Here is a 24,673-nt window from a genome sequence, read left to right on the forward strand (position 1 = left end):
TCAGTTAAAGTTTATCACCTTGTCAAACTCTGATATTTTTCTAAACATATCGTAAGAAGAGCTTGATATGAAATTTTGAGATTTTATAGACTCTTCGATGCCTCTTTGGCGTGCTGAGTGAGCGCAATATATTATCTTAACACCTATATCTAAAAATTGCTTTGTCATATCGTAGCTAAGCCAATAAGTGCCGTTGCCGCTTAAAAAAATCGTTACATCAGCTTTACCTACAAGGGCTTTAGATAGTTTGTATACGCTGTCAAAATCTTTTGAAAAAGGGTTTGATGTAACTACTATAAGGATATTCATCTTGCTTTTCTAACGATGATTTCCCACTTGTTATCGCCTATCTTGTTGGTGGCTAACACTTCCTGACCTTCATCTCTCATGCTTTTTGGTACGCTCACCGCCGACGGTTCGTAATCTACTATAACCCTCAAAACTTCTCCTTTTTCCATCGTCTCAAGCACAAGCTTACTCTTTACAAATGTAAAAGGGCATACTTCCCCAGTAATATCAAGCTCTTTATTTATTTCAAAATCACTCATCTTAACAATGATAATATTGTTAAAAATAAAATACTATGATTATAGATATGGTTTTTAGTGGCATTTATTCTTTCCTTCTAAAAAGGAAATAATTATGTTAAAATTTCCTTATGAAAAGGAAAGATGTATTTAAGCAAGTTATAGTTGAGTTCCATCAATGGACACTTCCTAAGCTTTTAAATAGAAATATAGAGCTCCCTTTAAACACCAATAAGATAATATCTTTGATAGGCCCAAGAAGAAGCGGTAAAACTTACGTTATGTTTCAAACTATAAAAAAGCTCCTTAATAGTGTACCTATAGAAAGGATTTTGTATGTAAACTTTGAAGATGAAAGGCTTGATATCTCATCAGATGAGCTTGGTTCACTAATTGAGGCTTACAAAGAGCTATATCCTGATATACCCTTAAACGATGTATACATATTTTTTGATGAGATTCAAAACGTAGAAGGCTGGGAAACCTTTGTAAGAAGGATTTACGATAAATATACAAAAAATATATACATCACCGGTTCAAATTCAAAGCTTTTATCAAAAGAAATAGCCACGGCTCTAAGGGGTAGGACTTTGACATATGAGGTGTTTCCGCTCTCCTTTCAAGAGTTTTTAAAGTTTAAGGGCTTTTATTTTGAAGAAATAGATTTCTACAATATAGAAAAAAGAGCCATTTTAAAAAAGGCGTTTTTAGATTATCTTAACTACGGGGCTTTCCCGGAGGTGGTTTTTTTTGATGATAAAAGCCTAAAACTAAAAACTTTACAAAATTACTTTGAAGTGATGTTTTATAGGGATTTGGTGGAAAGATACAAAATAAAAAACCACATCGCATTGAAGTACTTTATAAAAAGAGTGGTGGAAAACATCGGAAGTATGTTGTCTATAAACAATATATACAACGAGCTAAAGTCCCAAGCTCATAAGATAGCCAAAGACAGTTTATACGAATATCTTGAGATGCTTCAGGATATATACTTTCTTTTTGTTGTAAAAAAATACAACAAATCTATCTTAAAATCTGAACTCCAGAAAAAAGCTTATTTGATAGACAACGGCCTTTTAAACGCTCTTAGTTTTTCTTTCAAAGAAAATATGGGCATACTTTTAGAAAATGCCATGATAAAAGAACTACTAACAAAAGGCTACGATATTTTCTTTTTTAAAGAAAAAAAAGAATGCGATATAATAGCCTACGATCACAACCACTTTATACCAATACAGATAACTTACGAAATGAGCTTATCTCAAACCAAGCAAAGGGAGATAGAAGGTATCTTAGAAGCTTCTAAGTATTTGGGTTCAAAAGAGGGTATCATACTCACCTTTGATGAAAAAGACGAGATAAGTATAAATGGGATAGATATAAAAATATTACCAGCTTATTACTATCTTCTTTTTCAATTATAATACTTGTATGGCTATTATAATCACTGGGGCAAGAAGGATAGGTTTTTATGTGGCAAAGAGGCTTTTGGAAGAGGGTAAAGACGTGGCTGTTGTGTATAACAGTAAAAACCCTTGCGATGAGATAGATGGTATTTTTTGTATAAAAAGAGATTTATCTAAAGATTCTTCTGGGATAGCAAATATTGTATTTGAAAAGTTTGGCAAAATAGAGGCTTTTGTGCATATGGCATCACCTTATTACAAGGTACCTATAAACAATTTTAGCATAGAAGAGTATAGGTATTACAACGCTATCATAGTAGAGGCTTTTTTAAATATTGGTATAGAGGCTTTTAAGCTGATGATGAAAAATGAAGGCCATATAAAAGGTAGGATCGTAGGTTTTGGGGACTGGGCTATAATGCATACTCCTTATAAAGACTATGCTCCTTATTTTGTGGCAAAAGCTGGGCTTCACGGGGCTGTTCTTACGCTTGCCAAAGAGTTTGCCCCTCATGTTTTGGTGAATGCTTTGGCTTTGGGACCTGTGTTAAAACCAGATGATATGGAAGATGAAGAATGGCAAAAGGTTATAACAAACACACCTTTAAAGAAGGAAGTAAGTCTTCATGATATATATAACGTTTTAAAGCTTTTCTTAGAAACTACTTCTATAACAGGTGCTATACTTCCAATAGACGGCGGAAGGCATGTAAAGGGTGTTAGCAGTTAAGCGCTAAACTCTCTACATTTACATATTTTAAATCGTATTTTTGTCCCATTATATACTCCACAAGCTCTGATGTGTTTTGTGATATATCTGTAAAATAAAGCTCTGTAGTAGCATTTCCTTCGTTTTTAACGATATTGTTTATATAAGATATTATAGCGTCTGAAGAGCTCACCAAGTTTATATGCGGTAAAAACGCTTTTATATCCTCTTCTAAAAGTGGGTAATGGGTGCATCCAAGAATGAGGGTATCTATATCTTTTAAATCTTTAAACTCTTTTAGATAAAACTCCACCGTCTTTTTTGATATGTCTGTGTTTATAAGTTTTTCTTCTACTATGGGCACAAAAAGAGGGCATGCTTTTGCATAGGTTTTTATATTAAAAGCCTCTAAACGTTCTTGATATTTGTTGCTGTTTATAGTGGCGCTAGTGCCTATAATACCTACATGCTTTGTTTTTGAGCTTTTAAGAGCAGCCTCAACTCCAGCTTCTATAACCCCCACTATAGGTATACCAAACATCTCTTGAAGCGCTTCCATGGCGTTGGCACTAACACTGTTGCAGGCTATAAGTATCACATCTACGTTTTGATTTATCAAAAAGTTTGCACTTTCTTTTGCATAGGTGATGATAGTCTCTTTTGATTTTATGCCATAGGGTACCCTAGCCGTATCCCCAAGATAAACAATATCAACTTTATCGTAGACTTTTCTCACAGATTTTAAAACAGTAAGCCCACCTACGCCCGAATCAAACATCCCTATTTTCATACCCTAAGTATTATAAAGGGTTTTTATGATGTGTTATAATTTTTACGCTAATAGAAGCTGGAGCCATCCAAATATCTTCAATATCATGAACATCCTCAGTTGTTGATGCCCACAAGCCTGATGCTTGTTTTTCTTCCATATAAAAATTATAATACATTTTCTTACTCTTCCCATTCTAAGTCTTCTTTACACATAAAGGGCTCTTCTTTGCTAAAGGGATTGTGGGGGATTATGCACATATCGTAGCCTATAAGTCTTAAAAGAGCTTCCATATGAATTAGGCTAACTCTTGCCATTACTCCGTTTTCTATTTTGCTGATGGTTTGCCTGCTTAGTCCTACCCTTTTGGCGATCTCGTCTTGAGTCCATCCTTTTTCTTTTCTTTTTTTCTTTAAAAACTTTCCTAATCTTTCATAATCCATTAAAAACTCCTTATGTTTGATTTAAAGAATGTTCCCATTCTTTTATGATCCTATTTCCAATTTCTTGGAAGTTTTTATTTTGTTTTATATAGCTTTTAATATCATCAATGCTTTCTGCTAACGCTTGTTGACAATTGTTAAATATCTCTATTGCGGTTTTTTCTTCTAAAGCGCAATACTTTAATCCAAATTCTACCAATTCCTTTTTACTTACCCATCTTTTTGTCCCTCCTAAAAATAGAGCTGGTTTATCGTCTTTTATATAAACAGTTGTGCATACTACATCGTAAGCTGGGGCAAGCCAAATATAAGACATATCTGACTTATAAAGAAATCCAAAATTTTTGTTGTGTGCATCACCGTTTTTAATAAGAAAGTTTAAAACTATCATCTTATAATACGTTTCAAGATCTTTTAGTGTGTCTGTGGAGAGTTTTTTTATTGCTTTGGCTATTTGCTCATAGCTGCCTTCGTATTTGTCGTATCTTCTTCTTCCTAAGATTGAGCCCACTTCTTCAAAGCCCAAATACCCCTTTTCGTCGTAAATAAATTTTTCAATCACCAAAAATCTTTTGTTTTCTGACATGTAGATCTTTGGTATTTTAACACCAATCTTTTCTATTGTCTTCATACAAAAGTATTCGTTTTCTACAAGGTTAGGATATTCATCCCCATAGGTTTTTACTATAAACTCTTTAAAATCTAAACTGGTTTTATCTTTAATCACCGCTATCGTCTTTGGTTGAACCCCAGATATGGCATTTTTTTGAAGAAACATGTATAAAAGCTCTCTAAAAGTATCCCATGTATCGTTTGTTATTATATCTTCAAGGCTTATGTTTGTGGGTACTGGCAAAGATTCGCCCTCAAAGCTTACCCTTCCTTCTATGCCCGGTGCAAGATAACCCAACATAGCAAAATCATCTACTTTTCCTTCCCTTTTATTTATCAAATCTTTTAAAATCTCAAACAAATAACCTTCTGGCAAAAAACTATCAAAAAACGGATGAAGATACAACTTGCTTACATATATACGCTGAGAAGAAGGCATAGACAACGATATGCTATTGTAAAGACTGTATATATCTGATTCTTTAAAAGCCAAATACTCAAATACGTATTCTTTTAAACCTTTAGACTGATCCCCTTCAAACAACGTTCCCACTGGTTTACCATTGCAAATCACTTTTATGTCCATTTCACTTTACAAAATATATTTTTTACCATCAAATGTCAAGTGAAATTGACAAATACGCCATGGGTAGAATGCTATTTTGTTAGATTTCTTAGTGAGGCTTATGCATCTAACTGTGATAAAAAATATGTAAGATTGTATAAAATCATTTATACTATATTTATAAGAGGTGATGAAAAGTGAAAACTATCAATATTAAGCAACCACTGGAGAAAAAGAGCTTAAAAACAAGAGCAAATTTTGGTTATTTGGCTAACGTACCGAAAAATACTAATTCATACAATCCGCAAAGACTTATAAATAAGAAAGAACAAAAATTTAAAGAAAGGCTAATAAATCTCATAAACGAGGTATATTCTGAGGATGAAATTTATCAGCAAACTTATAATTCTAAAGAAGAGATTATAAGAAGAATTTTAAGAGCATTTGATGAATCTCCAATCAAATACCATCTATCAAATGAACAAATCAAAAAGGCAATAAGAGGTATGTTGGCATTAGAGCTAATTATAGGCATAGCTCCAGAACCCAGTCTTTAATAATTTTATAAATCTTGTTAACTTATTATGCTAAAAGCTAAAAATGCAAAAGAGAGAAAAAATGTATCTTCTCGATACAAACATAATTTCATTCCTTGTTAAGGAAAACAAAACAAGAGAGAAAGAAGAAGACAAGATTAAAGAAGAAAGAATAGTATACGAGGTATTTAAGCTTAAAGCACAAAATGCTATCATTAGAATACCAATTACAAGCTATATTAGGAGGTATTATAGTATGAATTTGATTACCAACTTTGGTAAAAAAGTAGCTCAAATTGCATATGTAGTTTTCGTCATATTGTTTGTGCTATATTTTATTTTTAGCGTAAAAAGTCTTCCTAATGTAAATAATTTTGAAAAAGCGGGTATTATTTTTCTATTTTTTCTTCCTGTAATTTTGTTTATTTGTGTAATTCTGTTAGTGAAGTCCGATTATAAAAAGTTGTCCGATTATAAAAAGTTATTTTATAACTCGATTATGGTTGCTTGTTTTATGCTTTTCCTATTTCTAGGTCTTGTCCTATCAGAAAACTTAAGATTCTTAAAAGCAAATCGACTAAATGCAGGTTTTATTTTATTTATTTTATATGTTCTTGCTTTAAAAGAATCAAAAGAACTTTTACCTGAAACAGATTCAAAATTACTTGAACTAGTTTCAAAATTAAGTTCATGTTTAAAAATTGAGGTTCCTATTAGCGTCATTATCATTATCGGATTGTTTAATTATAGTTTTGCTAATCATAGTTTTGCTTGTTTTGTTGCTGTAATTATTATAATTATTTTAAATTTATTGAGAAAGAGAAATGTAGAAAATATTACAAGAATAATTAGAAGAGCATTAGCAGAAATGCCTGTACATATAATTTACTTCTTTGCACATCTACTTTACTTCTCTCGGTTGCTTATAATATATATTTTAAATTTATTGAGAAAGAGAAATGTAGAAAATATTACAATAATAATTAGAAGAGCATTAGCAGAAATGCCTGTACATATAATTTACTTCTTTGCACATCTACTTTACTTCTCTCGGTTGCTTATAATATATCTGATATTTTTATCTGTTTTCATAAAAAGTAATGTATATGGTTTCATAAAAAGTATAAGTTGCATAAAAAGTATAATAGTTATCAAACCTGATCTTAAATTTTATATCATGGGTATATTTATTATCTTGTTTGACCTTATAGTTAATTACTTTATAGTTTATATAGTAGACAAGTTTAATATAGTAGACGAGCTTAATAAAAAACTCTTTAAAAAATAAGATATAAATCTAAAATTATCCAACATTGTAAAAATGACATATTTAATTACTTTTATGATTATATCTATTCTTTTTCTTTTCTTTATTAGTCAAATCCCTTCAATATACCTGATATTATATCTCTTGGATGTGGGGGACAGCCTCTTATGAGGATGTGAGGTTCTATGTTTATGTCTTTTAGACCGCCCATTATTCCATAAGCGCCTTTGAAAAGACCGCCATCTATGGAGCAATCGCCTATAGCTATTATAACTTTTGGGTTTGGGGTGTTTTGGATGGCATCTAAAAGTGGTTTGTACATGTTTCTTGTGATGGGGCCTGATATGGTTAGAGCGTCTGCGTGTTTTGGCGAGGCTACAAATTTTATACCAAAGCGCTCTATATCGTAAAATACGTTTGATAAAGCTGTAAGCTCATACTCACAGGCGTTGCAAGACCCACAGTCCACATGTCTTATGTTTAGACTACCTTTTAAGTGTTTTGGAAGTTTTTTATAGATGACGATGTTTTGTTCGTTATAAGGGGTTATGTCTTCTGTTTTGATACCTTCTTTTAAAAAGCTTTTAAGTATATTAAGCATAATCCCACCTCATAGATCGTTCCCAGCATAAGATAAATTTAGGCTTTTGTTTATAAGGGGAAAATCTGCTATTATATCCCCAAGCACCGCTTTTTGAATGATGGGCCAGTTGTGAAAAGATGGGTCTCTTATTTTCCATCTTGATATAAGACCGTGTTCTATCCTAAGAAAATGCGTGATGTTGCCCCTTTGACCTTCTTCGTATCCAAAGGCTTCTCCATCTTTTGGTTCTATATTTTTTGCTATATCTCCCAAAGGCATATTTTCTATGAAGGTTTTTATTATGTTAAAACTCTCTTCTATGTCGTTGAATCTCACCTTTACCCGGGCGCTTACATCTCCTTTCTCCAGTTTAAAGGCTTTTACCAAAGACCCGTAAAGATCTTTTTCCAAAATAGCCCTTGTGTCAAAAAATATGTTGCTTGCTTTTGCTACATAACCAAGTGCTGCGTGTTTTTTAGCAGTCTTATAAAATATCCTTCCTGTGGTATCTGTTCTTTCTAAAACCGTTGATGAATTTAAAAATAGTTTTTTATATTTTAAATACTCTTTTTCTAAAAGCCCCAAAACCTCTTTAATGGCTTTTGTATCAAGTTCTTTTGAGACTCCACCTATTTTTATGATGTTTCTGTTAAATCTGTTGCCTGTAAGTGTTTCGTTTAGTCTCATCAGCATCTCTTTTAAAGCAAACACCTTTTGGGCTCCAAAAGAATAACCTACGTCTTGGAATATAAAAGCAAAATCGTTTAGATTGCACATAAGCCTTTCAAGCTCTAACAGTATAGCCCTTATGTATCTTGCTTTTGGCGGTATATCTATATCGTATATTTTTTCCACTGCTTTTACAAAAGCCAAAGAATGAGCCACGCTGTGATCACCAGATATTCTTTCAGATAGTTTTAGGCTCTCTTCTGGGGTTTTTCCTTCTGAGAGCTTTTCTATGCCTTTGTGTTTGTAAAAATGCCTTATTTCAAGTTTTAGTATGGGCTCTCCTATCAACGTAAATCTAAAATGTCCCGGTTCTATGATACCAGCGTGTATTGGTCCTACAAGTATCTTAAAAGAACCTTCTGGGTCAAAATCTTCGTAAGGATAGGTCTTATATCCTTCGTATTTTATATTCATATTGGCATCTTTTCTTAGTGGGTGAAAATCCTTTGGATAGTTTTCTGGAAAAAGCATAAGGGGTCTTAAATTTGGATGGCCTTCTGGTATAAGACCAAACATATCATAGATTTCTCTTTCATACCAATCAAGCACAGGTATATCTATGTGAGGGAATGTATCTTTTACATTTAGTTCTACAGTGTTTAGTTTTTTGCTTTTAATATCACAAAATAAATATCTTATTTTAAATACACCTTCTTTTTCTAAATCATCGCTGACAAACACCCCTAAAAACTGATGATCGTCAGAGTGCAAAAGAGATTCTATATAGTGCTTCATCTTCTAACCCCTATTGTATAAACGGCGTTTTCCAATAAAGATTTTATATCGTTTGGTATGAAAAGCCCAAGACCCACAATCAAGATAACGAGTATTCCCATAGGTATAAGCATAAACATATGCTCTTTTTTCTGCTCAAACGTTGGTTCTCTTGTTAGCATACCAAAAAAGCTTTCTATAAAACCAAAAAAGATAAGAGAAAGGGCTAATAGCACCACTATCCCTTGCCATATAAAGCCTTCTTTAAACGCCGAGACAAGCGTAAGAAACTCTGAGATAAAGAGTAAAAACGGCGGAGCTCCTGTTATGGCAAAAACCCCAACGGCTAAAAACGTTGCTGTTATAGGAAGTATCTTAAATAAACCTCTTATGTCTTTGATGCTTTTAGTATGAAGATTTACCAATATAGAACCGCTTGACATAAACATAAGGGCTTTTGTTAAAGCGTGTGCTATAAGCCCCAGAAGACTTGCAAATATACCTTCAAAAGACCCAAGCCCCAAGCTAAAAGCCAATATACCCATATGCTCCATTGTAGAGTAAGCCAAGAGCCTTTTGTAATCCCTTGAACGGGGTATAAATATAGAAGCAAGCACAATACTAAAAAGCCCTATGTAAAGCATCGTATCGTAGGTAAATGCTCCAATTCCGGCTTTTGATTCTATGCTAAATATCCTTATTATCGTATAAAAAGAACAGCTCAAAAGCACCGAGGACATCAAGGCACTTATAGGTGTAGGAGCTTCGGAGTGAGCATCCGGTAGCCAAAAATGAAGGGGTGCCAAACCCATCTTTGTACCAAAACCAACCAACACGAAGACAAACGCTATCTTAAGAAGGTTTTTGTCTATCTTATCTGCTATAGGCATTATATTTTGCCAGTCCAAAGAGTACAGCCCACCACCGATGATATTTATAACCCCAAAGTATATGAGTATTATCCCAAAAAGAGCGAGGGCTATGCCAAGAGAACAAAGCATTATATACTTCCAAGAGGCTTCTACGGCTGTTTTATTTTTATAAAAGCTTATTAAAAACGTAGTGGATAGCGTAGTGGCTTCTATGCTTACCCACATGATACCCAAATTGCTTGTGCTAACCAACAAAAGCATACTAAACATAAATGTGTTTATCCAAAGATAAAACTCTTTTATTTTTGATTCTTTTAGACTTTTCTCTTTTTCCAAATATCCAATGCTGTATAAATATGTTAAAAACCCTACGACACTTACAATACCTATTAGTACAATATTTAAACTATCTAAGGTGAAGTATGTCCCGTAGTAAGGACCGTTTGTTTTTAGGCTTTTAAAAAGATACAAAAATACAACCACATTTATAAACTGCAAGAACGCTTGAATATACTTATTTTTATTAAAATCCAAAAACGGTATAACAACTATTCCTATTAGCTCTGTTAATAAAAGAAGTGTAATCATTCTTTCAAATCCGACAATTTGGAAGTGTCTATGCTTTCGAGCGTGTCTTTGATATGGAATATGAGTATGCCTGCCATGATAGCACCCACAAACACATCGAAGAACACGCCTATTTCCACTATGAGGGGCAAACCTTTTACCGTTGAAGTGGCCCCAAGTATTATGCCGTTTTCTAATGTAAGAAATCCTATTATCTGTATAAGGGCTTTTTTTCTGGCAAGCATAAGAAATATCCCAACAAAGATAATGGACAGCCCTATAGCTAAAACTTTTTGCATAGTGCCGTTGTCAGTACTACGATAAAATGTGTTGCTTGTGATATAAAAAGAGAATATCACTATAAATATGCATATAAGCACAGAGTAGGTAAGATTTACAAAGGGTTTTACATTTTCGTCTTCTACTATTTTATCTGTTATCTTTTTCATCACAAATGGAATGAGTATACCTTTTATTAAAAGCGTTAAAACTGCCGATAGTATAAGTTCATAATCAAAATAATAAAACACGCTCAAAAACATGGTAATGCTGAGGGCTATTGACTGGGCTGTGTAGGTTTTTATGGCAAAATCAAGCCTATGACTGGCAGTTTGAAGTATAGCAAAAAACAACGACAAAGCTGCCATAAACTCCACAAACTCGCTTAAACTAATGTTTAAATTCATAGTCTCTCCTTAAGCATAGTAAAGCACAAACCCCAGTGTTGCCAATGCAAAGGATATCATCAGAAGATCTGGTATCCTAAAAAACCTAAATTTCGCCACAGATAGCTCCACTAAGGCTATTGGTATAGAGAATATTATGACTTTTATGATATAAAATAATATATTTAGAAGCATGTTTGAAGAGTATAAAAACGGTAAAAAGATATTGCTGGCTATGCTTATAAACAAAAGTAGTTTCATATAAGAACTAAGTTCAAATATGGCCAAGTATTTACCGCTTGCTTCCAATATCATCGCTTCGTGCACCATTGTAAGCTCTAAATGAGTTTCGGGATTGTCAAAGGGGATCCTTGCATTTTCTGCCATTGATACAAAAAACAAAGCCAAAAGGCTAAACACATAGGCTATGGGCACATTAAAAGAATGACTATGGGCTTTTACAAATATCTCGCTTATATTTGATGTACCGTACTCCAAAGAAAATGTAAACATAATCATCATAAGTGTGGGCTCTGCCAAAGAAGCTATCGTCATCTCCCTTGCAGAACCAAGCCCTCCAAAAGAAGACCCTTGGTCTAAACCGTAAAGTGCTATAAAAAACGTAGATAAACCAAGTACGTACATAAAGGCTATAACATCCCCTGTAAAAGACAAAAGCGTGTTTGGGCTAAAAATAGGAATAAAAGATGCGCTTATGATTGTAGCCAAAAGCACTACGATAGGAGCTATCTTTGATATAAAAGATGCGTCTTTTGATATTACGGGCTCTTTTCTAAAAAGCTTTATAAGGTCTTTGTAGGGTTGTAAAATAGATGGTCCTTTTTGACCTCTTAGATTTAATTTTATTTTATGTATAAAACCCTTTATAGCTGGAGCTAAGGCTATGAATATAACAATCTGTAAAATACCTATTACGATGTTACCCATATATCTTACTTACCCATATTAAGATTATCAGCGTTATAGCCATATAGAGTATGTATACGTGTATAATACCTGGTTGGATTTTATACTTTAATGTTTGGAGTTTGTTTAATAAGCTTTTAGCAATAAAACCATAAATACCATCAAAGATATCTAACCCATCTTTGTATAGTTTGGAAGTGATTTTCTTTATAGGCTGAGAAAACCCTTCTGGGCTATACTGGGCTGATAGAGGTACATCCTCTTGTCCGCAGGCCCATGTTTTGTAATAAATAGAGTGCTTTGAGATGTATTTGTTTAGATATATGCTTATCAAAAGCATGAAAACCATCAATATACCTATAAAAAACGGTGCTATAGAACCAAAGTTTTCAGGGGTTTTAATTTCAAATATCCCATTTACATGTATAGGTACTGGTATCAGTTTGTTTATCACATCTAATACAAAAACCGGCAAAACACCCACCAATAGGCAAGACAATGCCAATATACCCATGGATATTAGACCCATGGTTTTTATATCTTCTTTGTGTTTTATATCTTTTCTTGGGTTTCCTAAAAACGTCAGACCAAAGTATTTGACGGCGCTAAGCATAGCTATACCACCTGTAAGTGCCAAAAACGATGCAGATAAGGGCGATGCTATCCAAAGGTAATATCCTTTTACCTTCAAAGATAAAAGAAGGCTTTGATAAAGAAGCCACTCGCTTATAAAACCGTTAAAAGGAGGCAAAGCGACAAGGCTAAGCATCCCAACAAGGGTTATTGTACCAAGCTTAGGAGCGTATTTTATGGCCCCGCCAAGCTTTGCTATCTCTTGGGTATGGGCTCTTGCCATTAAAGACCCTGCACTCATAAACAAAAGGGATTTGAACAAAGAGTGATTTAATATATGAAACAACGAAGCCCCCAAAGCCAAAGCGTATAAATATTCTATATTTAGGCTTTTAAAAATCATAGCAAGTCCTATACCAGCGTATATAATCCCTATATTTTCCATAGAAGAATAAGCGAGCATAGCTTTTAGGCGGTTTTGGACAGATGCGTTTAGGATGCCAAATAGCATAGTGATAGTTCCAATTGTTAGTATTAAAAGCCCAAAACTTGCCGGATATTGTTTTATAAAATAAAACCAATACCTTATAAACATATAAACAGGCATTTTTATCATAAGTCCAGACATAAGGGCGGATACAAAAGAAGGTGCCACAGGATGGGCTTTTGGCAACCAATTGTGAAGCCCTATAATACCTGCTTTCATACCAAATCCAAGCACTGAAAATAAAAATATCCATGTGGTCCAAAAGGTGTTTAGCGATAAGTTTTGCCAATGATCAAAGCTCAGAGAGTTTGTATTTATATAAAATCCTACAAAACTAAGTAGTATAAAAGCTGTACCTATGTGTGTCATCACTATGTATATCAAAGATGCTTTGTAATTTTCTTCTTTTTTAAAATCCCAAAGCACCAAGAAAAACGAGAGGATACTCATAACCTCCCAAAACAATAAAAATGTAAAAACGTTTGCACTTAGTAAGACCAATATCATAGATAGTATGAAAATGTTTTTTAACATTGTCATTAAAATTTTTTTATCGTAGTTCTCTTCTTCTATGTAATCCAAGGTGTATATGCTGTTTATTGCACCGTTAAAAGCCACAATACCTATAAAAAACAACGATAGTCTATCTACGTAAAATGAGTATATTATGTACTTTATGGTTGTGTTTAAATGTATTGTATTGTTATCACCTTTTATAAAAAGCGCTATACATCCTAAGAATATACCAATATATAGAAGGCTAAAACCTACCTCCAAAAACCTCCATAAATCCTTACTAACTTTTTTATAAAAAAACACGGTGCTTTTATTATAGCATATTTTTTAGATTTATATCTTATTTCTTTTGTCAAATTTAAAAATAAGCCTCAGCAAGAAAATAATGCCGAGGCCCATTATGGCTATAAGCTTCTTCATAAAAGTATTTTATCAGTTACCGCATTCTTCGCAATAGCCTTTTTCTTTCATTATCTCGTCTAAAGGCATTAGATTATCGCTTTCAACGAGTTTGCCTTTGTTACTATTTTTTGGCTTCGAAGATGATGCACTGCTAACAGTTTTAGCTTGAGTGGTTTGGGAAAATGCCTCTACAATATGTTCCAAATCGTCCTCTGAGCTTTTGGATGCTGGTTTCTGTTCCTTAGATTCTAACTGTGATGATTGCGGCTCTTTCAAGTCCTCATGCACGTATTTTCCTTCGGTTTTTATCTTTGCTGGCATAAAGGCGTAGTATGTGGCTTTTAGTCCGTATTTCCAAGCTTTTAGATATATTTCCATTATCTTTTGTGGGTCTCTGGTGTTGAAGTATAAGTTTCTTGATATGGAAGAATCAATCCATTTTTGAAGTACAGCCGCTTGTTTTATATAGACTTCGGTGTCTATTTCGTAGGCGGTTTTGTATATATCTTTTATCTCTTTAGGTATTTCTTTTATGTCCTGTATAGAGCCTTGTTGAAGTAGTACGTCTTCTCTTAGCTTGTCCCAAAGGCCTAATCTTTTCAGATCGCGTATAAAGTTTTCGTTCACTTCTAAAAATCTTCCAGCTATGTTGGTTCTTGAATAGACCAAAGCGTAATAGGGCTCAAAGCTTTGAGAAGTGCCAGCTATTATAGATATTGTGGCTGTGGGCGCAAGCGTTGTCTGGCATGCGTTTCTTATACCTTGCTTTACTTTTTCTCTTAGTTCTTCCCAATTAAATGTTGGTAAAGTGTGCCAAGGGCCGTTCTCAGAGCTATTGAGTGCCGTTGCCTGGTCTTTAGCTTCGAAACGCGTCGACACCGCTCTAGTGTCATCTTCCGGTATATCGTCAAGTCCTACATACTTATCAACAAGATTTTTATAATCTATAGTGTGCTCATAGCCGTTTTCTGAGCTATTGAGTGCCTGTGAATGTTCCTTAGAGATGAAATGCGCCATAGTCGCTCTATTCTCATCCGCATAGTTTTGAATCATGTCATTGTAGGGCGTGGCATACTTGTCGTTGGTGAAAGATCTTTCTCTAAAAAGATGCTCTAGAGTATCTATTGGTAGGATTCCCTTTGACCAGTCCGAGCCCTCGAAGTTTGGATAAGTGCCTCTTTCTTTGGCAAGTTCTACGGAAGTTTCTATAGCCACATAAGACATCGTTTCTCCTATTTTATCTAAAAGCTTCAAAGCTTCTTTTGAGTCTACTGGTAGTTTTAGCTTTTCTATCATATCTTGATATCCCATAAACCCAAGACCTATTTTCCTGCTTTGTTTTGTGCCTTTTTCCACAGCCTCTAAAGCATAATAGTTGGCATCTATAACGTTATCTAAAAATCTTATCGCTTTTCTTATAACCGCTTTAAACTTTTCCCAGTCAAAAGTGTTGTTTGATAAAAATTTAGGCAATACCAATGAGCCTAAGTTGCAAGACTCTATAGAATCGTAGGTAGATACCAAAAGTTGTTCAGTACATAGATTTGTGGTAAGGATTGTCCCAGTATGTTTGTTTGGATGTCTTATGTTTATAGGATCTTTAAATGTGTACCAAGGCTCTCCAGTTTGTATGGTGTTTTCTATAGCCTCTTTAAATAGCTCCACCGCTTTTATTTTTTTATGCCTTATCTTTCCCGATAGAGCTTTTCTTATACATTTTGAATATTCTCTAGAAAACTTTTTACCGTAGGTGCTAACTAATTTTGGACAATCAGCTGGGTCAAAAAGATACCAGTCTCCATTTTCTTCTACTCTTCTCATAAACTCATCGTTTAAGAAAAGAGCAATCTTGAGGTTTTTAAACCTTTGGGAATCATCGCCCCATTTTCTTTTGGTCCTTATAAAATCAAACACGTCAAGATGCCATGGCTCCAGTGAAGCCAGTGCTGAGCCTCTTCTTCTTCCACCTTGAGATACCGCTGTTATTGTCTCATCTATTATTTTTAAAAACGGTATTATACCTGAGGATTTTCCTTGAATGCTTCTTATTATTGAGTCTTTTGCCCTTAGTTTTGTAGCCGGTAATCCAACTCCTCCGGCGTGTTTGTTTAACATGCCTACTTGTTTTACAGTTTCAAAGATTTTAGAAAGATCGTCTTCAAAATCCACTACAAAACAAGAAGAAAGCTGCGGAAATCTTGTGCCAGAATTAAATAGCGTTGGAGTGGATGGGATAAACTCCATACTTGACATCATGTGATAAAACTCTATAGCCCAATGGTTTCTATCTTCAGGGGTTTTTTCCACCAAAGCTACGCCCATTGCCACTCTCATCCAAAACCATTGAGGAGCTTCTAAGATGTTTCCAGTATCCAAATCTTTTATAAGGTATCTATCCATGAGGTTATAAAGACCGTTAAACTTTAAAAGTTGGTCTCTTTTGGGTACCAACTCAAGAGCAAGCATTTCAAGGTCATAATAAGAAGCTAATTTTTCATCTAAAAGCCCAAGCTCCACAGCGTTGTCTATGTAGTCTATAAAAAGCTCTTTGTAGGCTTTTTTGGGTGAGTACATACCACCAAAAGCTTGTTTGTATATTCTTTGTAAAAGCACATTTCTTGCCATGGCGTCGTATATCGGGTCATCTATGGCCCTTGTAAGAAGAGAATGAAGTATATGCTGGAATATGGCAGCGGTTTCTATACCATCAAAGAGGTTTATCTCTATATCTTCCATGATCTCGTCTATGTTGATATTATTTAAATCCTCCATTGTCCATTCTTCTATAGTGTGCTGGTTCGTGGCAGACTTGTAGCCGTTCTCAGAGCTATTGAGAGGCTGTGAATGTTCATTAGAGTTGAAATGCGATTGCATCGCTCTAGTGTGCTGTAAGCATTTCTCTGAACTTTGGAGTGCCTGTGAATGCTCCTTAGACCAGAAATGCGATTGCATCGCTCTATCTTGGGCAGATACATCTTTTGTGGTTTTCCACTCTTTTAGCAAAGATAAAGCATTTTCTAAAACCGTCCTTATCTTTAAAAGGTCTAATTTTTCTCTTGCACCTGAGCGTTTAATAACTTCCATAGTCTAGCCTCCTAAACTTTTAATTTAAATATAAAAATATAAAGGAAATTTGTTGTTTTAAAAGCCTGAAAAAACTCACTATACTTTTGGTATTCTTTTTATTATATTCCAAAGTCTTCTAATATCTAAAGCTTTTGGATTTTGTTTTAGGGCTTTTATTAAAAACTCAAAACCCAAAGATTTCTCTTTGAACCTGAAGGCAGTTTCAGATATGCTAAGATACATATTTGCATCGGCGATGTCTTTGTGCATCTTATAAACCTTCATCGTATAGTCAAAATACTCTTTTGACCGACTTGTTCTTTTGCCGTGCTCTCTTATCCCTACGGTGTTTTTATCGATAATCTTTATATCAAGGTTATTTTTGTAATATCTTAAAAATAGCTCCCAGTCTTCTCGCTGGTGGAGGCTTTCGTTAAAAGCCAAAAAACGTTCTTTTTTTACCATGATACCAGAGGGATATCCTACCATTCCCCCAAGTATCATGCTTTTTAAATCGGGGTAAGCTTTTTTTGATACTCTTATTATCTTATCTTCTTCATCTATAAATGTTCTTGGAATAGAGTAAACCAAATCCCCTTTTTCTTTTGAGAGCTCTTCAAGATGATGGGGAAAGTATATATCGTCTGCATCCAAAAACGCTACAAAATCACAAGCGCTTTCTTTTGCCCCTAAGTTTCTTGAGTAGCTTCTTCCTTTGTTTTTTTCGTTTGTTAAAAGCCTAAAATCAAAGGGTAGTTTTATATCTTTTAAAAGCTCTTTTATGTTGTCAGTAGATCCATCGTCTATTACTATAAGCTCTTTTGGAAGGTATGTTTGATTTTTTACAGAGTTTATGGCTTTTAATAAAAACTTAGAAGCGTTGTAAGAGGGTATAACTACACTTATACATTTCACAACAGCTCTATGCTAAAGTGTTTGTTGGTATAAACGCATATATCGGATGCTATATCAAGAGATATTTTTACTATCTCTTCGGCGCTTTTGTCGGTGTGATAGTATAGGGCTTTAGCGGCACTTCTTGCAAAATCACCACCAGAACCTGTGGCCAATATGGGTTCATCTGGTTCTATAACATCACCGTTACCAGAGAGCAAAAACATACTTTCTTTATCACAAGCTATCAAGACCGCTTCTAATCTTCTTAAATATCTATCGGTGCGCCATTCTTTGGCAAGTTCCACAGCTGCCCTTGCTAGGTTTCCTCTGTGCTCTTCTAACTTACCTTCAAGCCTCTCCATGAGAGCAAGCCCATCTGCTGCTCCACCTGCAAAGCCCACAAGTACAGTGCCTTTGTGAAGTCTTCTAATCTTTCTTGCACCGTGTTTTAGTATCTGAGAGCCAAGTGTTACTTGCCCATCGCTTCCAATGGCCGTTTGGCCATTTTTTCTAACAGCTATTACAGTGGTAGCGTGAAGGAGTTTATCTTTTACATCCATTTTTCTTTCACTTTTTGATATATATATTCTTCGTCAAAACCAAAATGTTTCATAACCTCTGGGCCTTTTCCAGATTTGCCAAAGGTTTCCATAGATATTACAAGGGCGTCTTTGTTTACATACTTATACCAGATATCTCCTTTAGCAGCTTCTATTACTATGTGCTTTGTATTTTTTGGAATGACCTCTTTTTTATAAGCTTCATCTTGCATTTCAAAAAGCTCTAAACAAGGAGCACTTACTACAGAAGACTGTATGCCGTTTTCGGCAAGTTTGTCTTGGAGAGCCAAAGCCAATCCTACTTCAGATCCTGATGCTATTATGGTAAATTCTTGATTTGGAGCACCAGAAAGCACGTATGCTCCATATTTTGTCATATTTTCTTTGGTATACTTTGTCCTATCTAAGGTTTTTAGCTTTTGACGAGATAGTATAAGAGCTACTGGGCCGTCTTTTCTTCTTAAAGCAAGTTCCCAGCAGTAAGCGGTTTCATTGGCATCGCAAGGGCGCATCACCCATAGGTTTGGTATTAGTCTCAAAGATGGTACGTGTTCTACTGGTTGATGGGTTGGTCCATCTTCTCCTACACCTATAGAATCGTGGGTAAATATGTATATCACGTGTAGCTTTGACAAAGCGGCTACTCTTATACTTGGTCTCATATAATCTGAAAATACCAAAAACGTTGCCACATAAGGAGTTGTGATGCCTCCGTAAGCCATGCCGTTGGCTATAGCTCCCATCGCATGTTCTCTTATACCAAAATGTATGTTTCTTCCGTAGTAGTTTGTGGCTTCAAAATCCCCTTCGTTGTGAATATAGGTGTTGTTTGATTCGTGTAGGTCTGCTGAACCACCAAAAAGCGTTGGCATGTGCGGTGCTATAGCATTTAACACTTTGCCGGAGGCTTGTCTTGTGGCCATATCTTCTGTAAACCTTGGTATATGTGATATTACGTTTTCCAAATTTATATTCTTTGTCAAAATATCTACAATATCTTTATGAGTTTCTTTGTATTTTAATAACTTTTCTTGCCATTTTTGCTCTAATATTCTTCCTTCTTCTACTTTTCTTCTTGTGTAATCCAATACCTCTTGAGGTATGTGGAAAGGTTCATAGGGCCAGTTTAGGCTTTCCCTTAATTTTGCTATAGCTTCTTTTCCAAGAGGAGCCCCATGGGCTTCAGCGCTGTCTTGTTTTATGCTTTTATAACCTATATGAGTTCTTACCGATAAGAACACTGGTTTTGTTTGATTTGTTAAAAGTTCTTTTATAGTCTTTTCTAAAAGCCCAATGTCGTATCCGTCTTCTATGTGTCTTACGGTAAAACCTGCGTTTTCAAAACGCTTTAGTACATCTTCACTCCAAGCTAAGCTTGTGTCTCCATCTATAGTAATATGGTTGTTGTCCCAGATAATAAATAGATTGTCAAGGTTTAGATGCCCTGCCAAAGCTGCTGCTTCATAAGAGATCCCTTCCATTAAATCCCCGTCTCCTACCATGCAAAAGACTTTATAGTCCAATATAGGCTCATCAAGCTTGTTGCATATAGCCCCAAGGTGTTTTTGCTCTATAGCCATACCTACGGCGTTTGCTATACCCTGTCCAAGGGGTCCTGTGGTGGCTTCTACGCCTTTTGTTAAAAAGCTCTCTGGGTGTCCTGGGGTTTTACTTCCTAATTGTCTAAAGTTTTTAATATCTTCAAGGGTAAGATCAAACCCATAAAGGTATAGCAGCGAATAAAGAAGCATGGAACCATGCCCATTGGAAAGCACAAATCTATCTCTATTTACCCATTTGGGGTTTTCTGGGTTGTATCTTAAAATCCTATCAAATAGTATATATCCTATGTGAGCGGTGCCAAGGGGCATACCGGGATGTCCTGAATTAGCTTTTTCTACGGCATCTACGCTTAAAAATCTAATGCTGTTAATGACAAGTTCATCTATGTTCATACTTCTTATTATAAACCAAATTTTTTATATAAGCTTTTAAACAAGACATAAAAATAATATCATTTTGCCAAGAATAATAATTAGCGATAGGGGATTATAAAATGTACAAAGTAAATATAATTTGATATTTTTATAAAAATTTTATCTTTTCATTAAAATTTCACTTGATAATTTTATATTTTTTTTATATTCTTAAAGGAGGTAAGGCGTATGAGAAACCTTATCGTATCTGCACCAAGGATGTTGGCTCTTTTAGGAGCTGTCTTGTTTATTGGGGCAAGTGCCCAAGCTTCACAAACTTACAAGGAAACTGGCATCTCAGCCAAAGCTGCTAATCAATCTTATCTTTTGGCTGAAGATGAAAACAAGCAAGAGGACAATTCTGAGGACAATTCTAAGGAAGACTCAGAAGATTAATTGTAATCAGCTACCTCCCTCCTCCGTTTAATTTTATAATCCGCGGGTCTTTGGCCCTGCGGATACGTTTACATATACGAGGTAAGAGCGACTATGGCGCATTTCTACGCTAAGGAACAGACAAAGCCACTCAGAAGAATAAAGAAATGCTAAAGCACACTAGAGCGACTATGACGCGTTTCTACGCTAAGGAACATTCACAGCCTCTCAATAGCTCAGAGAAATGCTAAAGCATACTAAGACTCTTTTAGATGTAAGAATGGATAAGAAAGAATTTGATGTGGATAAAGTGATGGATATGTTTTGTTGTAAAGAGTATATTTATATTCCTTTTGATGAGATTGTAGATAACGAAAATTTAGAGTATATGTTAGATAAATCAAAGGAATATTTTGTAGTTTGCAACAGTGGCAATAAAAGTAAATATGTGGTAGATATGTTAAATAGTTTAGGTTTTAAAGCTTTTAATATAGAAGGAGGATTAAAGGGATTGTTAGAAGATGATAAACTCAATGTTTCTTAAATAAACTTCCCACCGTTAGAGCGTTTACAACTTTTGCTATATCCTCTTCTTTTGTTTTCGGATTTTCTAAGAAAGCTTCTAAGTCTTTATAGTGTATCTCTCTTCTTGATATTCTATCTAAAATCCACTTTAGATCGGAATCTTCTACACTACTTTCTATAGCTTTTATTTGATTGGAAGATGTTTCTTGATCTTTTATCTGATAGGCAATTATCTCATCTTTATTTTCAAGCGTATTTACATTGTTTGGCAAAGAAAAGTTTGGTTTTTGACCTTTTTCTGATATCTCTTCGGCTATCCAGCCCATATGTTTCATTTTGTCTATAGCTCTTTGTTCTAACTCATCGCTCAAAGACATATCTTTGTGCCTTGTTACAAAAGACTGATATAAGGTTTCTAATATAGTCTGATATTGTTTTTGCAAAAATGTATTTAATGTGCTTACTATCTTTAGTTTGTTTTCATCTAAAATAGGATTTTCCCCAAACTCTTTTGATGTTTCTAATACCTTTTTCTGGAGATCTTTGAAAATATGTAGATGTGAGTTTTCATCATCTATAATCCTTTCAAATATCTTTTTTATGCTTTTATCTTCTATATTGCTTAGTTGTTTTGAATACTCTTCTATGGCCATGCTCTCAGCTTCTATATCAAGCTGAAGTAAATCTTGAAGCGTAGGGGCTTCCAAAAATACTTGGGCCCTTTTGTCTATAGCTGGTATACCGTTAAGCTCTACTACTTTATGGGCAAACATGCGAAGGTGTTTCATCTCCTCTCTTGCTATCTCTTCGAGTTTATTTTCTAAGCCTTCATCGTTTATTGTGTAAGCGTGAAACAAGTATTGGATAATAGCAGAATGCTCTAAGCTTATGTTGTAATTTAGGTATTCTATGATTGTTTTGTTATCCATAAATGCCTTCCTTATTCTGTAGTGACTACCGCCGATGGGTTTTTTATTCTAAAAGCCAAAATCTCAAACACTCTAAAGTAATAATCCATATTCTCATAATCTATAAAAGCGCTTATCATATCTTGTACTAAAAATATATCCATATTTTCAACACCAGTGGCAACCGCTATGGTTTTACCCTCATCAACAGCATGGCTTGTGAAAACTCCTACATCAAAAAGTTCTTTTATATGCGTTATTTCCAGTACACCGCTGTTCCCATATATCCTAAAAGCCTTTGTATAGTCTTTTGGATTTAAAATATAGGCTAAGTTCTTGCTAAAACCTTTTTCTACCAGCGTTTCCACGCAAGCTAAAGCTGTTTTAAATATACCGCCTTCCTCGTCAAAGTTTTTGTTTTTAATTATACTTCTTCCTTCTACATTTAAAAGCCCAGGATACCCAATCTCGCTATCTCCATGGAATATAAACCTATCCTCTGCCAAAGCCACTTCTCTTGTGGCCAAAGCCACTACGCTTACATCTAAGGGTATATTTAATTTTCTACTGGTTTCTATGTCTCTCCAGTGTATCTTAAAGTCTTTGTAAATCTGGGGGATAGGTAAAAATTTTCTTGATTTTATTTTGGCTATACCGCATTCTTTTTCCCCAAAAAGCCCACAAGCTCCATTATCTAAGCTTGGTATAGTATCGTAGGCCACCGATTGAATAGCTGGATCGAGAGCTTGGGTTAGCTCTATAAACCTTCTACCTACTAAGTGGTTTCTAGCGGTATTTACCACGATGTTGTCTATTGTTTGCCACTCTTGAGCTGTTAGTGGGCTTTCTTCTCTATGTAAAAAGTTCATGATTTTATCCTCCTCTTTCAGATTATAACCCAAATTATTATTTTGTGTATGAGTTAAATGTAAAAAGTTGAAACTTTCTCCCACTCAAAACCCACAATGTTTTTATCCTTCTTGCTAAACTCTATCCCTATTAGGTATATATCATTATATTTGCTCTTATACTTTTCATAATACCTTTTTTCTTTTATCTGCTCTAAAGCTTTTCCTCCTTCTTCTTTATCTTCTACTACCTTAAACTCTATTATATAAACGCTGTCTTGGTTAAAGACACTTAGATCTATCTGGCCTTTGTTTGTGTTGTCTTCTGCTATCACATTTAGCCCTGCTCCGTTAAAAAGCGCATATACAATAGATGCGTAAAAACCCTCATAGGAGTCTATATCGTTTTTCCTATACCAATCGTGAGGGATGCTTGCAAAGAATGTGTATATAGCATCTTTTAGTTTGTCTATATTTTTCTCTTTAAGAATTTGCTTTATATTAAGCTCTGTTTTGGTTATCCTGCTAGCATCAAAATCTAGATAAAAAAGAAAGGCGTTGTTTAAGCTTTTTCTTACTTCTAAGTTTGGATAAGATAGTATATACACCCCGTCTTCTTCTAAAAACTCTTTTATTGTAAGATAACCAGCTTGAAACAAAAGATTTTCTACCCTTATGTTATCAACATCAAGATTTGATAAAATCTCTTCTCCTACCTCCAAATTCTCAAGCTCTGGGATGTAGTATCTGTTTTTCATAAACATCTTAATAAGAAATGTAGGTGTCCCTGTCTCAAACCAAAAGGCTCTAAACCTTTTTTCTGAGAAAAGAAGGAGTATATCAAAAGGATTGTAAACGCTCTCTCCAAGCCAACTATAGCCGTTGTACCACTGTTTTATCTTTTCTTTATCAAAATCCTTTAGTCTATCGGAAAACACACTTTCAAGCTCAGATTGGGTATAGCCGCATACTGTAGAAAACTCTTCATTTAACGTGATATCTTGAAGCTGATTTAAACCGCTAAAGATTGATACTTTCGAAAACCTTGATACACCTGTAAGGAATACAAGTTTTAGATAAGAATCAGCATCTTTTAACACCGAATAAAAATCTTTCAATATTTCTCTATTTTCCCTGGCTATCTCGATATTCTCTATCGCATCTAATATCGGTTTATCGTATTCATCTATTAGTACTACTACTTTTTGATTGTATTTTTCGTATAGTTTTTGGATAAGTTCTAAAAACATTTGGCTTGGACGCTTTTCTTTTAAGTTTATCTGTTCTTTTTCTGATATCCTATTTACTTGAGATGTCATTAGATCCAATAAAATATCTGAAGTTCTTATATTTCCACTTGCAAAGCTTATTTTTATCACTGGATACCTTTTCTCCCAATCCCAATTATCGTACAGATAAAGCCCTTTAAATAATTCTTTGTTGCCAGAAAAAGCTTCTTTTAATGTGTCAAGAAAAAGAGATTTGCCAAATCTTCTTGGACGAGATAGAAAATAATATTTGCTCGTTAGTTTTGGTATAAATTGTGTTTTATCTACATAGTAAAAACCGCCTTCTATGATATCTCTAAACGTTTGTATGCCAATAGGTAAATATTTCATATAACCTGCCTTTAAAATATTATAATC

The 24,673-nt window shown here is 34.6% G+C and carries 25 protein-coding genes; 6 read left to right on the forward strand and 19 right to left on the reverse strand.

Annotation, left to right across the window (positions count from 1 at the left end):
- Positions 1-309 (reverse strand): DsrE family protein, encoded by a 309-nt coding sequence (locus HYD3684_RS06445; protein ID WP_015419867.1) that lies wholly within the window; start codon positions 307-309, stop codon positions 1-3.
- Entirely contained in the window at positions 306-548 is a 243-nt protein-coding gene (locus tag HYD3684_RS06450; protein WP_015419868.1) for a sulfurtransferase TusA family protein, read from the reverse strand. The genes HYD3684_RS06445 and HYD3684_RS06450 overlap by 4 nt, the downstream gene beginning before the upstream one ends.
- A gap of 110 nt (positions 549-658) precedes the next feature.
- On the opposite strand from HYD3684_RS06450, the gene HYD3684_RS06455 reads away from it, so the two are divergent.
- Positions 659-1,954, forward strand: a complete 1,296-nt coding sequence (locus tag HYD3684_RS06455; RefSeq protein WP_015419869.1) for an ATP-binding protein — start codon at positions 659-661, stop codon at positions 1,952-1,954.
- Between the two features lie 7 nt (positions 1,955-1,961).
- The gene (locus HYD3684_RS06460) at positions 1,962-2,666 is read left to right on the forward strand and encodes an SDR family oxidoreductase (RefSeq protein ID WP_015419870.1); all 705 of its coding nucleotides are present in this window, start codon (positions 1,962-1,964) and stop codon (positions 2,664-2,666) included.
- On the opposite strand, the gene murI is transcribed toward HYD3684_RS06460, so the two are convergent.
- The 4 genes from murI to HYD3684_RS06475 are packed head-to-tail and all read right to left on the reverse strand — an operon-like array spanning position 2,656 to position 5,055.
- Positions 2,656-3,435, reverse strand: a complete 780-nt coding sequence (gene murI / locus HYD3684_RS06465) for a glutamate racemase (RefSeq protein ID WP_015419871.1) — start codon at positions 3,433-3,435, stop codon at positions 2,656-2,658. The two genes, HYD3684_RS06460 and murI, sit on opposite strands and share 11 nt — an antisense overlap.
- A gap of 10 nt (positions 3,436-3,445) precedes the next feature.
- The gene (locus HYD3684_RS08505) at positions 3,446-3,574 is read right to left on the reverse strand and encodes a hypothetical protein (protein ID WP_015419872.1); all 129 of its coding nucleotides are present in this window, start codon (positions 3,572-3,574) and stop codon (positions 3,446-3,448) included.
- 22 nt (positions 3,575-3,596) lie between these two features.
- Positions 3,597-3,857, reverse strand: coding sequence for a helix-turn-helix transcriptional regulator (locus tag HYD3684_RS06470; protein ID WP_012514339.1), 261 nt, complete (start codon positions 3,855-3,857; stop codon positions 3,597-3,599).
- A gap of 10 nt (positions 3,858-3,867) precedes the next feature.
- Positions 3,868-5,055 (reverse strand): type II toxin-antitoxin system HipA family toxin, encoded by a 1,188-nt coding sequence (locus tag HYD3684_RS06475; protein ID WP_015419873.1) that lies wholly within the window; start codon positions 5,053-5,055, stop codon positions 3,868-3,870.
- Between the two features lie 176 nt (positions 5,056-5,231).
- Between HYD3684_RS06475 and HYD3684_RS06480 the strand changes: the two genes are divergently transcribed.
- Entirely contained in the window at positions 5,232-5,591 is a 360-nt protein-coding gene (locus HYD3684_RS06480) for a hypothetical protein (RefSeq protein ID WP_015419874.1), read from the forward strand.
- Positions 5,592-5,634: 43 nt separating this feature from the next.
- Entirely contained in the window at positions 5,635-6,858 is a 1,224-nt protein-coding gene (locus HYD3684_RS06485; protein ID WP_015419875.1) for a hypothetical protein, read from the forward strand.
- An 85-nt stretch (positions 6,859-6,943) separates the two neighbouring features.
- Here HYD3684_RS06485 and HYD3684_RS06490 read toward each other — a convergent pair whose 3' ends face one another.
- The 10 genes from HYD3684_RS06490 to tkt form a co-directional block, all read right to left on the reverse strand.
- On the reverse strand, positions 6,944-7,438 hold the full coding sequence (locus HYD3684_RS06490; RefSeq protein WP_015419876.1) for an NADH ubiquinone dehydrogenase: 495 nt from the start codon (positions 7,436-7,438) through the stop codon (positions 6,944-6,946).
- A gap of 9 nt (positions 7,439-7,447) precedes the next feature.
- Positions 7,448-8,884, reverse strand: a complete 1,437-nt coding sequence (locus tag HYD3684_RS06495) for an NADH-quinone oxidoreductase subunit C (RefSeq protein WP_015419877.1) — start codon at positions 8,882-8,884, stop codon at positions 7,448-7,450.
- Positions 8,881-10,323, reverse strand: coding sequence for a hydrogenase 4 subunit F (locus tag HYD3684_RS06500; protein WP_015419878.1), 1,443 nt, complete (start codon positions 10,321-10,323; stop codon positions 8,881-8,883). The genes HYD3684_RS06495 and HYD3684_RS06500 overlap by 4 nt, the downstream gene beginning before the upstream one ends.
- A complete protein-coding gene (locus HYD3684_RS06505; RefSeq protein WP_015419879.1) occupies positions 10,320-10,988 on the reverse strand; it encodes a hydrogenase 4 membrane component (E) in 669 nt (222 codons plus the stop codon). Before HYD3684_RS06505 ends, HYD3684_RS06500 begins: the two co-directional genes overlap by 4 nt.
- A 9-nt stretch (positions 10,989-10,997) precedes the next feature.
- On the reverse strand, positions 10,998-11,915 hold the full coding sequence (locus HYD3684_RS06510; RefSeq protein ID WP_015419880.1) for an NADH-quinone oxidoreductase subunit H: 918 nt from the start codon (positions 11,913-11,915) through the stop codon (positions 10,998-11,000).
- Positions 11,908-13,773, reverse strand: a complete 1,866-nt coding sequence (locus HYD3684_RS06515) for a proton-conducting transporter membrane subunit (RefSeq protein ID WP_015419881.1) — start codon at positions 13,771-13,773, stop codon at positions 11,908-11,910. The genes HYD3684_RS06510 and HYD3684_RS06515 overlap by 8 nt, the downstream gene beginning before the upstream one ends.
- Before the next feature lie 129 nt (positions 13,774-13,902).
- Complete coding sequence (locus tag HYD3684_RS06520) at positions 13,903-16,956, reverse strand: ribonucleoside-diphosphate reductase subunit alpha (protein ID WP_015419882.1); 3,054 nt, start codon at positions 16,954-16,956, stop codon at positions 13,903-13,905.
- 78 nt (positions 16,957-17,034) lie between these two features.
- The gene (locus tag HYD3684_RS06525; protein ID WP_015419883.1) at positions 17,035-17,853 is read right to left on the reverse strand and encodes a glycosyltransferase family 2 protein; all 819 of its coding nucleotides are present in this window, start codon (positions 17,851-17,853) and stop codon (positions 17,035-17,037) included.
- Entirely contained in the window at positions 17,850-18,395 is a 546-nt protein-coding gene (gene hslV, locus HYD3684_RS06530) for an ATP-dependent protease subunit HslV (RefSeq protein WP_015419884.1), read from the reverse strand. The genes HYD3684_RS06525 and hslV overlap by 4 nt, the downstream gene beginning before the upstream one ends.
- On the reverse strand, positions 18,386-20,350 hold the full coding sequence (tkt, locus tag HYD3684_RS06535) for a transketolase (protein ID WP_015419885.1): 1,965 nt from the start codon (positions 20,348-20,350) through the stop codon (positions 18,386-18,388). Before tkt ends, hslV begins: the two co-directional genes overlap by 10 nt.
- Positions 20,351-20,560: 210 nt before the next feature.
- Here tkt and HYD3684_RS06540 point away from each other — a divergent pair, with 210 nt between their 5' ends.
- Together HYD3684_RS06540 and HYD3684_RS06545 are read left to right on the forward strand one after the other, a co-directional pair.
- Positions 20,561-20,767 (forward strand): hypothetical protein, encoded by a 207-nt coding sequence (locus HYD3684_RS06540; RefSeq protein WP_015419886.1) that lies wholly within the window; start codon positions 20,561-20,563, stop codon positions 20,765-20,767.
- Positions 20,768-20,990: 223 nt separating this feature from the next.
- Positions 20,991-21,290, forward strand: coding sequence for a rhodanese-like domain-containing protein (locus HYD3684_RS06545; protein ID WP_015419887.1), 300 nt, complete (start codon positions 20,991-20,993; stop codon positions 21,288-21,290).
- On the opposite strand, the gene HYD3684_RS06550 is transcribed toward HYD3684_RS06545, so the two are convergent.
- The 3 genes from HYD3684_RS06550 to HYD3684_RS06560 are packed head-to-tail and all read right to left on the reverse strand — an operon-like array spanning position 21,277 to position 24,646.
- Positions 21,277-22,200: a ferritin-like domain-containing protein gene (locus HYD3684_RS06550; RefSeq protein ID WP_015419888.1), complete on the reverse strand. Its 924-nt coding sequence runs from the start codon at positions 22,198-22,200 to the stop codon at positions 21,277-21,279. The genes HYD3684_RS06545 and HYD3684_RS06550 overlap by 14 nt on opposite strands.
- Positions 22,201-22,211: 11 nt before the next feature.
- Positions 22,212-23,048, reverse strand: coding sequence for a family 1 encapsulin nanocompartment shell protein (locus HYD3684_RS06555; protein WP_015419889.1), 837 nt, complete (start codon positions 23,046-23,048; stop codon positions 22,212-22,214).
- A gap of 53 nt (positions 23,049-23,101) precedes the next feature.
- A complete protein-coding gene (locus tag HYD3684_RS06560; protein WP_015419890.1) occupies positions 23,102-24,646 on the reverse strand; it encodes an ATP-binding protein in 1,545 nt (514 codons plus the stop codon).
- Between the last annotated feature and the right edge of the window lie 27 nt (positions 24,647-24,673).

It is taken from the genome of Hydrogenobaculum sp. 3684 (genome assembly GCF_000213785.1).
GTDB lineage: Bacteria > Aquificota > Aquificia > Aquificales > Aquificaceae > Hydrogenobaculum.

Excerpts from the sequence above, each read along its gene's own strand:
- murI (WP_015419871.1), bottom strand. The coding sequence starts at position 3,435 with ATGAAAATAGGGATGTTTGATTCGGGCGTAGGTGGGCTTACTGTTTTA.
- HYD3684_RS06550 (WP_015419888.1), bottom strand. The coding sequence starts at position 22,200 with ATGGATAACAAAACAATCATAGAATACCTAAATTACAACATAAGCTTA.
- HYD3684_RS06495 (WP_015419877.1), bottom strand. The coding sequence starts at position 8,884 with ATGAAGCACTATATAGAATCTCTTTTGCACTCTGACGATCATCAGTTT.
- HYD3684_RS06510 (WP_015419880.1), bottom strand. The coding sequence starts at position 11,915 with ATGGGTAACATCGTAATAGGTATTTTACAGATTGTTATATTCATAGCC.
- HYD3684_RS06445 (WP_015419867.1), bottom strand. The coding sequence starts at position 309 with ATGAATATCCTTATAGTAGTTACATCAAACCCTTTTTCAAAAGATTTT.
- HYD3684_RS06500 (WP_015419878.1), bottom strand. The coding sequence starts at position 10,323 with ATGATTACACTTCTTTTATTAACAGAGCTAATAGGAATAGTTGTTATA.
- HYD3684_RS06485 (WP_015419875.1), top strand. The coding sequence starts at position 5,635 with ATGCAAAAGAGAGAAAAAATGTATCTTCTCGATACAAACATAATTTCA.
- HYD3684_RS06455 (WP_015419869.1), top strand. The coding sequence starts at position 659 with ATGAAAAGGAAAGATGTATTTAAGCAAGTTATAGTTGAGTTCCATCAA.
- HYD3684_RS06540 (WP_015419886.1), top strand. The coding sequence starts at position 20,561 with ATGAGAAACCTTATCGTATCTGCACCAAGGATGTTGGCTCTTTTAGGA.
- HYD3684_RS06555 (WP_015419889.1), bottom strand. The coding sequence starts at position 23,048 with ATGAACTTTTTACATAGAGAAGAAAGCCCACTAACAGCTCAAGAGTGG.
- HYD3684_RS08505 (WP_015419872.1), bottom strand. The coding sequence starts at position 3,574 with ATGGAAGAAAAACAAGCATCAGGCTTGTGGGCATCAACAACTGAGGAT.
- HYD3684_RS06450 (WP_015419868.1), bottom strand. The coding sequence starts at position 548 with ATGAGTGATTTTGAAATAAATAAAGAGCTTGATATTACTGGGGAAGTA.
- HYD3684_RS06545 (WP_015419887.1), top strand. The coding sequence starts at position 20,991 with ATGCTAAAGCATACTAAGACTCTTTTAGATGTAAGAATGGATAAGAAA.
- hslV (WP_015419884.1), bottom strand. The coding sequence starts at position 18,395 with ATGGATGTAAAAGATAAACTCCTTCACGCTACCACTGTAATAGCTGTT.
- tkt (WP_015419885.1), bottom strand. The coding sequence starts at position 20,350 with ATGAACATAGATGAACTTGTCATTAACAGCATTAGATTTTTAAGCGTA.
- HYD3684_RS06460 (WP_015419870.1), top strand. The coding sequence starts at position 1,962 with ATGGCTATTATAATCACTGGGGCAAGAAGGATAGGTTTTTATGTGGCA.
- HYD3684_RS06470 (WP_012514339.1), bottom strand. The coding sequence starts at position 3,857 with ATGGATTATGAAAGATTAGGAAAGTTTTTAAAGAAAAAAAGAAAAGAA.
- HYD3684_RS06475 (WP_015419873.1), bottom strand. The coding sequence starts at position 5,055 with ATGGACATAAAAGTGATTTGCAATGGTAAACCAGTGGGAACGTTGTTT.
- HYD3684_RS06505 (WP_015419879.1), bottom strand. The coding sequence starts at position 10,988 with ATGAATTTAAACATTAGTTTAAGCGAGTTTGTGGAGTTTATGGCAGCT.
- HYD3684_RS06520 (WP_015419882.1), bottom strand. The coding sequence starts at position 16,956 with ATGGAAGTTATTAAACGCTCAGGTGCAAGAGAAAAATTAGACCTTTTA.
- HYD3684_RS06560 (WP_015419890.1), bottom strand. The coding sequence starts at position 24,646 with ATGAAATATTTACCTATTGGCATACAAACGTTTAGAGATATCATAGAA.
- HYD3684_RS06490 (WP_015419876.1), bottom strand. The coding sequence starts at position 7,438 with ATGCTTAATATACTTAAAAGCTTTTTAAAAGAAGGTATCAAAACAGAA.